General features: G+C 48.4%; 9 protein-coding genes. 5 read left to right on the top strand and 4 right to left on the bottom strand.

From position 1 onward, the window contains the following. The first annotated feature begins 8 nt into the window (after window positions 1-8). Both IC229_RS08035 and IC229_RS08040 read left to right on the top strand, forming a co-directional pair. Complete coding sequence (locus IC229_RS08035; protein WP_190886442.1) at window positions 9-2,447, top strand: ABC transporter permease; 2,439 nt, start codon at window positions 9-11, stop codon at window positions 2,445-2,447. A gap of 99 nt (window positions 2,448-2,546) precedes the next feature. Next, window positions 2,547-3,782: an MFS transporter gene (locus IC229_RS08040; protein ID WP_190886443.1), complete on the top strand. Its 1,236-nt coding sequence runs from the start codon at window positions 2,547-2,549 to the stop codon at window positions 3,780-3,782. Between the two features lie 6 nt (window positions 3,783-3,788). On the opposite strand, the gene IC229_RS08045 is transcribed toward IC229_RS08040, so the two are convergent. Then, the gene (locus IC229_RS08045; protein WP_190886444.1) at window positions 3,789-4,748 is read right to left on the bottom strand and encodes an amidohydrolase family protein; all 960 of its coding nucleotides are present in this window, start codon (window positions 4,746-4,748) and stop codon (window positions 3,789-3,791) included. A 200-nt stretch (window positions 4,749-4,948) separates the two neighbouring features. Here IC229_RS08045 and IC229_RS08050 point away from each other — a divergent pair, with 200 nt between their 5' ends. Continuing rightward, window positions 4,949-6,478, top strand: a complete 1,530-nt coding sequence (locus tag IC229_RS08050; RefSeq protein WP_190886445.1) for a TROVE domain-containing protein — start codon at window positions 4,949-4,951, stop codon at window positions 6,476-6,478. A gap of 652 nt (window positions 6,479-7,130) precedes the next feature. Here IC229_RS08050 and IC229_RS08055 read toward each other — a convergent pair. Both IC229_RS08055 and IC229_RS08060 read right to left on the bottom strand, forming a co-directional pair. Continuing rightward, window positions 7,131-8,645 carry an amidase gene (locus IC229_RS08055; protein WP_190886446.1) on the bottom strand — a complete coding sequence of 505 codons (1,515 nt, stop codon included), beginning with the start codon at window positions 8,643-8,645 and terminating at the stop codon, window positions 7,131-7,133. A gap of 27 nt (window positions 8,646-8,672) precedes the next feature. Continuing rightward, on the bottom strand, window positions 8,673-9,764 hold the full coding sequence (locus IC229_RS08060) for a glycoside hydrolase family 130 protein (RefSeq protein WP_190886447.1): 1,092 nt from the start codon (window positions 9,762-9,764) through the stop codon (window positions 8,673-8,675). Window positions 9,765-9,951: 187 nt separating this feature from the next. Between IC229_RS08060 and IC229_RS08065 the strand changes: the two genes are divergently transcribed. Beyond that, on the top strand, window positions 9,952-10,878 hold the full coding sequence (locus tag IC229_RS08065) for a DUF389 domain-containing protein (RefSeq protein WP_190886448.1): 927 nt from the start codon (window positions 9,952-9,954) through the stop codon (window positions 10,876-10,878). A gap of 169 nt (window positions 10,879-11,047) precedes the next feature. Here the strand turns inward: IC229_RS08065 and IC229_RS08070 are convergent, their stop codons facing one another. Beyond that, complete coding sequence (locus tag IC229_RS08070) at window positions 11,048-12,631, bottom strand: M61 family metallopeptidase (RefSeq protein ID WP_190886449.1); 1,584 nt, start codon at window positions 12,629-12,631, stop codon at window positions 11,048-11,050. Window positions 12,632-12,772: 141 nt separating this feature from the next. Here IC229_RS08070 and rpmH point away from each other — a divergent pair, with 141 nt between their 5' ends. After that, window positions 12,773-12,940, top strand: coding sequence for a 50S ribosomal protein L34 (gene rpmH / locus IC229_RS08075; protein WP_190886450.1), 168 nt, complete (start codon window positions 12,773-12,775; stop codon window positions 12,938-12,940). Window positions 12,941-12,953 lie beyond the last annotated feature (13 nt).

Genomic DNA, 12,953 nt, shown 5'->3' on the forward strand with positions numbered 1-12,953 from the left:
ATCGGATCATGATTGGGAGCTACATCAAAACAGCCAGACGCAACCTGCTGCATAATAAGCTGTTCTCAGCTATCAATATTATTGGCCTTGCTATCAGTATGTCCGTCGGGTTACTGCTAATCGCGTTCGTACTAGACCTGCGTTCGTACGATAGGTTCCATGAAAATGGTGACCGAATCTATCGCATCACCAACGTAGCAACGTTCAATGGTGAACAGGGCGGCAAGTTTGCCACTACGTCCATAAAAACCGGAAAGCTTATTCGGGAGAAAGTATCTGGTATCCAAGACGTAGCGACTATGCGCAACGATTTTTCGCAGGATGCGAAGGTCGGCGACGATATTATCCCGATAAAGGGCTTCTGGGCGGAGCCGTCGCTGTTCAGAATATTTACATTCCCGATGCTGGAAGGCAATCCCGAAACGGCGCTGAAAGATCCTTACTCGATTGTTTTGACTGAGACGGCAGCGAAAAAGCTATTTGGCAACCAACCTGCGCTTGGGAAGGCAATCAGGTTCGATACACTCGCTTACCAGGTGACCGGTGTCATGAAGGATGTTCCCTTCTTTTCGCACATCCATTTCGAAGCGTTGGTATCGCTGTCAACGGCCGAGCAGCTCAACAAGAACGACACGGACTTCGAGAAATGGACAAATATGTCGTCGAACTTCGTATACCTCCGGCTGCCAGAAAATGCCGACGTAGCATCAATTCAATCGCAGCTCGACGTCATTGCCAGGCAGGAAAATCTTGCTGAAGGGGCCACGAAAATTCAGCTTGAACTTCACCCTTTATATAAGATCGTAGTTGGGGAAGGATTCCGTCCCTCCGAGGGCGGTCCTGGCTCTGTGGGTCCTCACATGTCTCCTCGTGTACTTTGGATGCTCGGCGGGCTAGCACTCGTTGTGATTTTGTCGGCCTGTTTTAACTATACTAATCTTTCGATGGCGCGCGCCCTACGTCGCTTTAAGGAAGTCGGTATTCGCAAGGCAATCGGCGCCGAAAAGGGCCAGATACAGCAACAATTCCTGGCCGAGTCGATCATGATTTCGCTGTCAGCCCTGGTTCTTTCATTTTTGATCTTTCTTGTATTGCGCCCGCTGCTAATCAATCTGGCTCCGGAGATGCAGCAAACGGTGAAGCTCGAACTAACCCCGTCAATGGTCGCAGCTTTTATCATCTTTTCGGTCACTGTTGGTGTGATTGCCGGCTTCATGCCAGCCCTATTCTTTTCGAAAGTCAACGCGATCAGTGCGCTCAGGAATGTGTCCGCTCCGGCGTACCGGACGGTGAAAGTATTTAAATACCTGACACTCCGACGCGCCCTAGTGGTGGTTCAATACACGCTTACCCTACTCTTTATTACGACAACCGCCATCGGCTATGTGCAGTACAAAAACATACTGGCGTTCGATCTGGGATTCAACACCGAAAACATCCTGAACATCAATATGCAGGGTAATAAACCGGATGCGTTTTTCAAGAAACTGAGCGAGATGCCCGAAGTGACGACTCTTTCTCGATCGCTGATCGTTACCAGCGTTGGGAATGCCTGGGGTGGCTATATGAAATATAACGATTCGCGTGACTCAGTACTGGTCATGACCAACCACGTCGACGAAAATTACTTGCGGCTGCATAACTACAAACTCATTGCCGGAGGAAACTTTATGGCGCGACCTACTACGGCCAAGGCCGCCACAGAAGTGATTGTTAATCAGCAAGTCTTAAAACGATTTAACATTGGTAATAATGATCCTGAGAAAGCAATTGGTAAGGAAATCACCTTCCGTAATTTCAATGGAACACGCAAAATGACCATTGTTGGCGTCATGAAAGACTTTCACTATGGCAAGGTCGACAATCTCGTCGGCCCGGTTGCCTTCATGCACTGGACACCCGAAGACAGAGCGGTCATTAATGCCAAAATACAAAGTACGGACCTGCTGGCAACCAGAGAAAAAATCGAGTCCGCCTGGAAAGAAATCGACCGTGTTCATCCCTTTCAGGCTGAATTCTACGACGAAGCCATCGAAGAGGCATACAGCGAATTTTCTACCCTAATCAAGATCATTGGTTTTCTTTCATTCCTTGCCATTTCGATCGCATCGATGGGCTTGTTCGGCATGGTAGCGTACACGACCGAAACCAGATTAAAGGAAATCGGCATCCGCAAAGTGATGGGGGCCAGCTCAGGCAGCCTTATCTACTTATTAAGCCGCGGCTTTCTCGTACAGTTGTCTATATCGGCACTCATCGCGCTGCCAGTAACGTATCTTTTCTTCGAAAAAGTGGTTCTCATCCGATTTCCGTATCACACACCCGTGCAGATCGGCGAATTATTCGTCGGCTTACTGGCGGTCTTGCTGATCGCCTTCCTAATGATCGGATCGCAGACGATGAAGGCCGCAAAGACTAATCCAGTGGAAGTTCTGAAAAGCGAATAAGATACAAATCCGCAATTTGTCATTCTGAGGACAAATTGCGGATTTATCTGCGTTCTATTTTTTAATGTACCTTCGGCAATTGATTATCTCTTGCCGTATATGCATCCTACCGTTACGTCCTCTAATTCACTACGTCCGCTTTTCGCTCTACCTGTTATTGTAGCAGCTCTGGGTTATTTCGTCGATGTGTATGATCTGCTGCTCTTCAATATTGTGCGCGTTCCGAGTCTGAAAGACCTGGGTTTGTCTGAAGCAGATATTTCTCTGGTGGGCGGAAAAATCCTGAATTATCAACAAGCCGGGTTACTGGCTGGCGGCATTCTCTGGGGTATTTTAGGCGATAAGCGCGGTCGGCTTTCCGTCTTATTCGGCTCAATCATTACGTATTCATTGGCAAACATCGCCTGTGGTTTCGTGCACGACCCACAACTTTACGCTATCCTTCGATTTGTGGCCGGATTAGGGCTAGCCGGTGAGTTGGGCGCGGGTATTACGTTGGTCAGTGAGATTCTGCCACCCAACTTGCGGGGTTATGGTTCATCGCTGGTTGCCAGTGTGGGCTTGCTGGGGGCGGTGGTTGCTTATTTCACCGTTACGTTGTTCGACTGGCGCACTACGTATTTCATCGGCGGAGGGCTCGGTTTAATCCTACTCCTGATGCGCGTCAGCGTGCTCGAATCGGGTATGTTCAAGCGGGTGCAGCAGACGAATGTATCACGCGGAAATTTCTGGGCCCTATTTCGCGGAAAAGAGCAAACGCTACGTTACCTGCGCTGTATGGGTATTGCTATTCCTACGTATCTGGTCATCGGCATTCTCGCTACGTTCAGCAATGAGTTCGGAAAAGCCATTGGTGTTTCGGAGCCTATCCAGCCAGGACGCGCTGTTATGTTCACCTACGTAGGAACCGTTGCGGGTGATTTATTCAGTGGTTTTCTGAGTCAATGGCTGCGGTCGCGTCGGAAAGCGATTGGCATTATGATGAGTGTTACGTTAGTACTCGTCCTAATTTATCTGTTTGGCGGCATTACGTCGGCTGATTCGTTCTACGCACTCTGTCTGGCGCTGGGTTTCGGCATCGGCTACATCGCTATGTTCCTGACCATCACCGCCGAAAGTTTCGGAACCAACCTCCGGGCCACGGCCACTACGTCGGTTGCTAATAACGTGCGGGCCACTACGTTGCTTACCATTCCTGCTTTTCAGGCGATGAAACCGTCACTGGGGGTAATTCAGTCAGCGGCTATCGTTGCGCTAATTTGTTTCGCGCTGGGCTATTGGGCCTTAGTTACGATGGAAGAGACGTTTGGGAAAGAGTTGGATTACAGTGAGTAATTGGTTCTATCCAGGTTGCGAAGCGTCGCGCTTTTGCCAATGATAAGCAGCAATTGAGTTCTTCCAGAAATACTTTTCGGCCACGGCCCGACTTTTCGCGTTGAAGTATTGTTTGACCAGATTCAATCCGCTGTCGAAAGGTAGCCACTGATCACTGTTGGGCCAATCGCTTCCATACAGCAACCTATCTTCACCAAACGTAGCATAAAGCGCATCCAGCCGTTCCCGATAGAAACTCAGATTCTGAGGAATTTTCCCGTCCACCCGACGTAGCACTTCTGAAATCTTCAGATAAATCTGGGGCCGCTTGCCTAGTTCCTGTAAGTCCGCTTCGTAGTTTTTCCGTACGTCGGCCACTTCAGGAATAGCCATTTGCGGGAGATGATCGATGACTACCCGTAACGCTGGCACTTGATCGGTGATACGTACCACGGCAGCAAGTAATGCCGGATTCGGGTTTGCCGTATCCAGCACCAGCCCCAACTGAGCAAGGAATTTAAGATCCGGGATAAAATCGGGATTTGTCAATTGGCGAGAAAGATCATGGCCCTCCCAAAGGTTTCCGTAGCGAATACCGCGAAACAAAGGATTACGCTGGAAACGTTCGAGCTGTCGGCGGAAGTCTGGCTTGCCCGGTTCAAGATTGCCTACCGTTCCAACGATAATCTTGTCTTTTTCTGCTACGTCGAGTACCCATTGGTTGTCTTCAATCCAGGGACTTGCCTCTACGACAATTGCGCCTACAACTCCGAGAGGCATCACAATCTTGTGATAACGATCTGGAAGTGCTGGCTTGTAGAGAATAGTATCTTTGGGTGTTGGCCAGGGTACGCCCTGCGAACGAGACGTATCGAACAAATGAATGTGCGTGTCAATGATCGGGATGGCGAACTCTTCTTTCCAGCTTAGTAACGGGGCTGTCACAGAAGCGCCCGCAGCCAGGGCAAGAAATTTTCTGCGGTTCATGGCCTGAAAATAGTGATTTCAGCAAAAAGAAATGCGGTCTGTTACCTAGTCAGCTAAATCGATAATCAGGCCGGTCGGCTGCGTATACTAGGCCAGCAAAATTTTTTTTAACTTTTTCTCAAAAATTTTCTCCTGCGCAAAAAGACTGCGCAGGAACCCTAAATCTTTGTATCGTCAAGTTTACTAAAACACCGACGGCCATGAAATTCAATATCTTCAACCGCAACGTAACGAAAACTGTCAACCATGAAGGAGCCAAAGCCTATACGCTAACTCCTGAAGTTGAATTATACGCAGCCGTGGTTACTACCATGCTGAGCGATACGTTCTATGAGAAAGCTGATGATCGGTTGATACGAATTCAGGCGTTAATTGGAAAGGTTGATCCGGTGTTTGTAGCTAAACTGGCAATCTATGTTCGGGAACGCATGTATCTGCGTTCGGCGCCGGTCATGCTTCTGGGCGAACTTGCGAAAGTTCACAACGGCGATGGTCTGGTTGGGAAAGCTGTTGGACGTACCATCCAGCGTCCTGACGAAATTACGGAGTTGCTGGCGTACTATCAGTTAACGAACCAACGTACTGGCGCAAAGAAACTCAACCGTATTTCGAAGCAGTTGCAACGGGGGTTATCTACGGCGTTCAACAAGTTTGACGAATACCAATTTGCCAAATACAACCGCAATGCCGCCGTTAAACTTCGCGATGCTTTGTTTCTGGTGCACCCAAAGGCAAAAGACGAAAACCAGCAGGCTATCTTCAACAAAATGGTGACTGGTACGCTGGAAACGCCCTACACCTGGGAAACGGAACTAAGTGCGCTGGGGCAGATGCCGTTTGAAGACGTAACAGCGAAAGAAGCGGCTATACGCACCAAATGGGAAGAACTGATCGATAGCGGACGGTTGGGATATATGGCCATACTACGTAATCTGCGGAATATGCTGGAAGCAGGTATTAGCGGAGCGCATGTAGAGAAAATATGCACTTTACTAGCCAGCGATAAAGCTGTTCAGAAGGCAAAACAATTGCCTTTCAGGTTTCTATCGGCTTATCGAGAACTCAAGGAACTGCCCTTTGGCCATGTTCCGATACTAATCGACGCGCTGGAAAATGCTGTTTCCGCAAGCGTGGCAAATCTGCGGGGATTTGACGCTGACACCAACGTAGTAATTGCCTGCGACGTATCGGGTTCAATGCAGAAACCGGTTTCGCCGAGAAGCAAAGTATTGCTGTACGATATTGGGCTGTTGCTGGGAATGCTGTTGCAATCCAAATGCCGGAACGTAGTGAGCGGTATGTTTGGTGATCGCTGGCAAACCGTTACGTTACCATCTCGGTCGGTATTGGCGAACGTAGATGAATTTTACCGTCGCGAAGGCGAAGTGGGGTATTCAACTAACGGTTACCTGGTAATCGATGACCTGATTCGACGCCGGCACAAAGCCGACAAAGTGATGCTGTTTACTGATACACAACTGTGGAACAGCTACGCAGCACATGAGAATTCGGCCGTAAATATTTCGGCAAAATGGCTACAGTACAAAACACTGTTTCCTGACGCCCGCCTGTACTTGTTCGATCTGGCTGGATACGGCAACACGCCATTATGTGTCGAGAAAGACGATGTGTATCTGATTGCAGGATGGTCAGATAAACTATTCGACGTATTACAGGCCCTCGAAGAAGGCCAAACGACGCTAAGCGCCATTGAACAAATTGTGCTTTGATAAAAACGTAGTCATTGATGGTCAGGCATCGTCATTTATTAAAAACAATACCAATAAATGACGATGCCTGACCATCAATGACTACTAATGACAAGAAATTAAAACAGGATGTCGTAGAAGTGGGATACTTCGCACCATCAAAGGGGAGGAATGGCCATTATACAAGGCCATCTGACGGTCGGCCATCTGGTTCGACTCCAGCTAGCAATGCCCCGTTCCCATTTCGGCTGTTACTCCTGTTTTTTAGCCTTAGCAAGTGCCGTAGAATAGAGTTACTTCGGATCATAACCTGGCGGTCGCTGGTTCGAATCCAGCCATCGGGAAATCACTTCCCAATGTAGCTCAGTGGGTAGAGCACCAAAACGTACTCTTTTCGCTTGTTGCCTTGCTATCTTTACGTACCAAAACCGGTGTCGTAGAACAGAAATACTTCGTGCCCCGTCTGGAGGTGATGATCAAATCCATCTCACTGCAATGCAGCGATAGTTCAATCTAGAACACCAGAGTGAAGTCTGTTCGGCTGTTGCCCGGTTTTGGTATTTTTCTTTTGTGCTGATTTTTTTGTCATGCTGAAGTACGAAGCATCTTAAAGCATACGGACACTAAAATCAGGAAAGTTTAAGATGCTTCGTACCTCAGCATGACAAAAAAATCACAATTTCGGGCGTTTATCGAACCAGGGTCGCTCTTGCTCCAATTGCCCCGCCAAACGGAATAACGTAGCTTCGTCGCCGAGTTTGGCTGCGAACATGACGCCAATTGGCAACCCATCCTCCGACCAATGTAACGGCACAGACATAGAGGGTTGACCGGTCATATTGGTAATTACTGTAAACGAAATATACCCCAGCGACCGCTCCGCCAAATCGGTTACGGTTTTACTTCCATTTAAGTATTTCAGTCCACCGAGCGAATCAACTAGTTTCAGCAAACGCTGTTCGGAAGTCGTATTCTGGAACGTACCAATCGCAATGGGCGGACGAGGTAATGTCGGCGTTAGAAACACATCACAGGTTTCGTGAAGCTGTCCCATAGCGCGATTAAGCGTATTCCAGCGACGTTTCTGAAACGCTACGTCAGCCGCCGAAAAACCTTCTGCCAAACGAGCCTGCGCCCACGTATTCAGTTCTACGTCGCTACGTCGGACAGGGCGTCCTAAATATTGCCCCATTTCACGTAGCACACCCGCCGTTTCACTCAATACGTTCAGGAAAAACGCTTCGGTGACGATGGTTTTCTCGTAGGGTAAAGGTACTTCCTCTACCGTATGCCCTAATTTTTCGAGCAACTTGACGGCTTCCTGAACAGCTTTTACACAGTCAGGATGAGTCGGTTGCGATTCAATCAGTGCCTGCGTGGAGAATGCGATACGTAGTTTACCCGGTTCCCGGCCGACTTCCTCTTTGAAAGGTCGTTCAGGTGCAGCAATGCCGTATGGGTCGCCAGCCAAAGGGCCAGCAATCACATCCAGCAAGTTTGCACTATCGCGCACGCTACGTGTAACAGCGAGGCCAGTAACGGCTCCGTTCCAAAGTTCACCATAACGCGGGCCTAACGTAACACGGCCGCGCGATGGTTTTAGTCCAAACAATCCACAACAAGCCGCCGGAATCCGAATGGAACCTCCCCCATCGGTAGCCGTAGCCGCCGGAACAATGCCAGCCGCCACCGCTGCCGCTGACCCTCCACTCGACCCGCCCGGCGAATGTGCTACGTTCCAGGGATTGCGAGCCGGTCCGTACAGTTTTGATTCCGTATAAGGCGTTAAGCCAAACTCAGGCGTATTGGTCTTGCCGAAGAAAACAAGTCCAGCGGCTTTTAATCGCTTAACAACTTCACTATCAGACGAAGAAACGTAGTGTTGATAAGCGAAACTCCCCGACTTCATTGGCGTCCCCTCCCACTCCATTTCTAAATCTTTCAGCAGAAACGGTACACCCCGAAATGGGCCTGTTTTGGGAAGATGCTTCGCCATGTCTCGGCCTTTATCGTACAAAAGTGTAACAATCGCATTTAGTTGTGGATTGACGGCTTCTGCACGGGAAATGGCTGTTTCCAGCAATTCGTCAGGTGTTACGTCGCCTTTCCGAACCAGTTCGGCCAGTGCGGTAGCATCGTGTTTAACGTATTCGTCGAAAGACAACGTTTTAGAATTGGCGGTTTGCATACAATCAATACGTTAAAAAGTTATCGTTTATTGGGGCGCTACAGCCACGCCAATTTTAGAATCTGCGGTACCATAATAAAGAAACCAGCGCCCCCGAAAAGGCACAAGTCCCTCCAGAAAACAAACCTGATTAACTTGCCCATGAATCTCATACGGCTGGTCAGGCTTGATGAAATAGGTTTCTGAGCGATCGATCAGTTTGGTTGGGTCCTGCGCATCGAATAGCAGTTGTCCGCCGCTATAGGCTCCTTCAGGCAGATGCACATCACCATTTTTGGCGTCGTTCATTCCGTTGTAAATCAACAGAATACCTTTTGGTGTCAGCATTGCCATCGGCCCCGGTTCGAGCAATCGGTAATCGTGTTTTCCTTTACGGGATTCAGCCGCTGGCAGCAAGTTACCGTCCTGGGTTTCTACCGGATTCCAATGCAATAAATCGTCAGAAGTGGCCAGACGAAGCTGCGGTTTATCGCCCCAATACATCCAGTATTTCCCCTTTATTTTCTGCGCGATAAACCGATTTCCAACCCGTTTGCAAACGACGGCTCCCGATTTCGACCAACTATTTCGGTATTTCCCATTCACTGATTCGCCAAAAGCCAACCCCTGCTTTTTCCAGTCAGTAAGGTTAGTTGATGTAGCTACGCAAAGCCGGGCAATCTTGCCATCGTATGCTGTATACGTCAAAACGTAAACCCCATTTGGGCTTTCTATAACTCGCGGATCTTCGCAACCGCCCTCCCATTCATAGGTTTTCATGGGATCGTTGTTGGGGTAAAAAACAGGCTGAGGTAACCGTTTGAAATGAATTCCATCATCGCTGATTGCCAATCCTAATCGTGACGTTCCACCGACCCGACGAACCGTATCTTCGGCCCGATACAGCATGTAAACTTTATTGTTACGTATCACTGCCGTTGGATTATACACGTCTTTCTCTTCCCACCGCACCGTCTCTTTACGAACCGGACAATTGAACGTAGTACTGGCCTTCGCATCCAGAATCGGGTTGTGTGCATTTTCTTTTTGGAAAGGGCCTAACATCCAGGGCTTTTCAGGTTTCGGCTGTACCCAAAGGAGGTTTGGAAGCAGAATGAGTAACAGTAATCGTTTGGGCATGATTGACGAAACAAATGCTATTGCAGGTAAAGCAAAATGTCACTGGATGTTAACTACACTTTGCTATAATCCACCCAAAGGTAATTTGAAATAAAACCGTAATACGTAGTGATTTTATGGCACAAATTATAACCAATGCCGCTTGCTGAGGTTGTTACGCTACAGGAAGTCCTATAAACAACGTAGCATGCATCGTACCCTAACGATTTCGTTACCTTCAGAACGTACCAACCCACTTATCGAGCAACTCAAGCCTCTGGACGCTGTTATCAGTATATCCGTTCAATGGGGCGGATCGGTTAAACCTCCCGGCAACGTATTAATCCTCCAGGTTCTCAACAAAGGCGTCGACGAGTCGCTACGTCAAATTGCAGCTGTTTGCGCAGGAGAAACGTACTCCATTGCTACGGCTGAACAAGCCAGTTTCATTGACCCGCAACAAGATAAAATCATCGGAAATGACGTTGACGAGGCCATCTGGGAAGAAATGGAAACCGGGCTGCGTCATCAGTCGAGGGTTACCAGTAATTATCTGGCGTTAATGGCCCTTGGCGGGGTGATGTCGGCGGTGGGTTTGGTGTCAGAACCGGTTCCGCAGGTAGTGGCGTTTATAGCCGCGTCGATTGTTGCGCCCGGTTTTGAACCCATCGCCAAAATACCACTGGGGCTGGTGCTACGGAATCTGCACACCATAAAACGTGGTCTATGGTCGTTTGTGTCGGGTTATGGCGTGTTAATTCTGGCGGCTGCACTAAGCTTTGCTCTATTACGATGGGCGGGCGTAACCAACGTAACGGAACTCACTCAGAATCAGTCTATAAAAATGATGTCAGACCCTTCTGCAAAAGATATTATCGTATCGATTTGCGGTACGTTATCCGGCGCGCTGATCGTCGCTTCGTATCGACGTAGCATTATTGCGGGCGCACTGATTGCGATGGTCATTATCTCCGCAGCCGCTATGATTGGCGCGGCATTAGCCTGTGGTCAGTGGGAACTGGCTCTCGAAGGTGCCGAACGATTTTTTCTTGACGTAGCGTTTATTATCGTTTCCTGCCTGCTCGTTTTTACCGCAAAACAGCGCTTTTTGCATAAACGAAAACCAATTGTTTGAGAAGTACTTTGAGTTATTTTTCGTCGCGTAGCGACCAAATGTTTGCAGCTATAGAACGAGATTAGATCAAGTCCCGTCGCGACTAAACAAAACTCTGCCAAATGGTTTGGTCGCTACGCGACGGAGTTTAGCTAACACAAATAGCTCTTAATAAACGTATTGGTTCCTTCTATTTAGCCACTACGGTCTTTCCTGCTTTTTCTTCCGGCACCAGTTTGGCCTGTTCGTCAACCGGTGGTTCCGTCAACGTAGCGCCAAACCACTGTGCCCGCTGCTTCCGCGTGTCCGTTACGTTGTCTTGGGATTCTTCCAGTTCCAGCAGCCGGATACCACCCGGATGATCGGGCGTAGGTTCTTCATAAACGATCTGTAAGCCGACCCAGGCCAGGTATTCGTTCAGTTTAGTTTCGAGTGGCTGGTTACCAAAAATACATAAGTCATAATACCAATCGAGGGATTCGCCTGCTACGTCCTCGGTGATTACCCGATAATCATCCAGCGTATAACCGACAAAAGGTTTTCCGAAACGCTGCCACATTTGCCGCATTACGTCGTCCAGCGAACGGGCGTGGTTCGTTAACTTACGGAGGTGTAAATCCAGGATAAGGGCAGCAATCGATCCCTTATGGTAGACCGAAACTTTCCGGTCGGGAACGCCCTTGTCATAACCATCAAGCCACAAATCCCACGACGATTCGACCAGCGACTGAAACGCTCCGCCATTGTTTTCAAAATGTCGTTTAAAAAGCACCTGCAACTCTTTCAGATACGCTTCGTCCGTAAAAACACCTGATTGCCGAAGCATCAAATCGCCGTAATACGTTGTCACGCCTTCGGCCACAAAACAGGTTGGGAAATAATTTTCCTTCGTGAAATCATAAGGAAGTAACTCCACTGGTCGAATCCGAATAATATTCCAGGCATGAAATAATTCGTGCGACGATACACCCAGCAAATCCTGATAAAGCCCCTCCCCTTCGTCGTTCGGACCAAGCACCAGCACTGTTGAATTACGGTGCTCAACTCCATGATAATAGGGTACCGTCAATATCAATGTCAGAAAATGATACGTCTGCTCAGGAAATTCGCCGAAGAGTTCTAATTGTTTTTCGGTAAACCGGCTGAAATCCTGAACCAGTCGTTCGGCGTCATAAACCGGCGTATCATCACTGCGCCAACCGCCATAAATCCAGACGTTAAAGGGGGTTTCGTTTACTACGTATTGAATGTGCTGTAACGCGGAAGACGCAATTAGCGGGCAATCGACCAGTTCATAAAAATCATGGGCACGTAACGTTTTAGCGTCTACTTGTTCAAGGCCGCAAGCGATTGTCCAGCCATCGGGAATAGCAAGTTCAAGTGTACAGGATTCATCGATACGTCCCTCGGCATATAGGCACAGATTTACCGGATTTACGTACAGCAACGTATCATCTATGTAACTGCTGCCCGCATTGAGTGGATAGACTGTGGGCAAAATAGCGTAGTAATTATAACGAACCGACAACGTAGTGTTATCGTTCGTCTGCACCCGCCAGCGATCTTTCGTGATTTTCTGGTAACGTAGCGGCTTCCCTTCGCCATCGAAAACCTCGAACCGCTGAATATTTTTCGCAAACTGCTGTAGCTCATAACGTCCCGGTCGCCAGGCGGGTAGTTGCAACTCAACTTCCGACGTAGTAATGTCTGATAGTTGAGCTTCGACGGCAATATAATTCGGTAAAAAAGGATCAGCAGACAGGCGATAATGCATAGAAAGAGGGAATCGTAGTTCTGGTAAAGAGATGCCGAAGATACCAAATGGTTTTTATAAACGCAGGCTTGGTAAACTGCTTCGATTCAGCTATCTTTGCGGACTCATTTCGGAAATAACGATTTTAGGCAGAGATATATCATGAAAAGAACGTTCCAACCATCGAACCGGAAGCGGAAAAACAAACACGGATTCCGTGAGCGTATGTCAACCGCTAATGGCCGTAAAGTAATAGCTCGTCGTCGGGCTAAAGGTCGCTGGAAACTAACCGTTTCAGACGAGAAAAAAGGCGAAAGATTTAAAATCTAGTCGATAGTCACGG

Origin of the sequence: Spirosoma profusum (assembly GCF_014699005.1) — a bacterium.
GTDB lineage: Bacteria > Bacteroidota > Bacteroidia > Cytophagales > Spirosomataceae > Spirosoma > Spirosoma profusum.

Bases quoted from the DNA above. Each gene is read 5' to 3' on its own strand.
- IC229_RS08035 (WP_190886442.1), top strand. From the start codon at position 9: ATGATTGGGAGCTACATCAAAACAGCCAGACGCAACCTGCTGCATAAT.
- IC229_RS08040 (WP_190886443.1), top strand. From the start codon at position 2,547: ATGCATCCTACCGTTACGTCCTCTAATTCACTACGTCCGCTTTTCGCT.
- IC229_RS08045 (WP_190886444.1), bottom strand. From the start codon at position 4,748: ATGAACCGCAGAAAATTTCTTGCCCTGGCTGCGGGCGCTTCTGTGACA.
- IC229_RS08050 (WP_190886445.1), top strand. From the start codon at position 4,949: ATGAAATTCAATATCTTCAACCGCAACGTAACGAAAACTGTCAACCAT.
- IC229_RS08055 (WP_190886446.1), bottom strand. From the start codon at position 8,645: ATGCAAACCGCCAATTCTAAAACGTTGTCTTTCGACGAATACGTTAAA.
- IC229_RS08060 (WP_190886447.1), bottom strand. From the start codon at position 9,764: ATGCCCAAACGATTACTGTTACTCATTCTGCTTCCAAACCTCCTTTGG.
- IC229_RS08065 (WP_190886448.1), top strand. From the start codon at position 9,952: ATGCATCGTACCCTAACGATTTCGTTACCTTCAGAACGTACCAACCCA.
- IC229_RS08070 (WP_190886449.1), bottom strand. From the start codon at position 12,631: ATGCATTATCGCCTGTCTGCTGATCCTTTTTTACCGAATTATATTGCC.
- rpmH (WP_190886450.1), top strand. From the start codon at position 12,773: ATGAAAAGAACGTTCCAACCATCGAACCGGAAGCGGAAAAACAAACAC.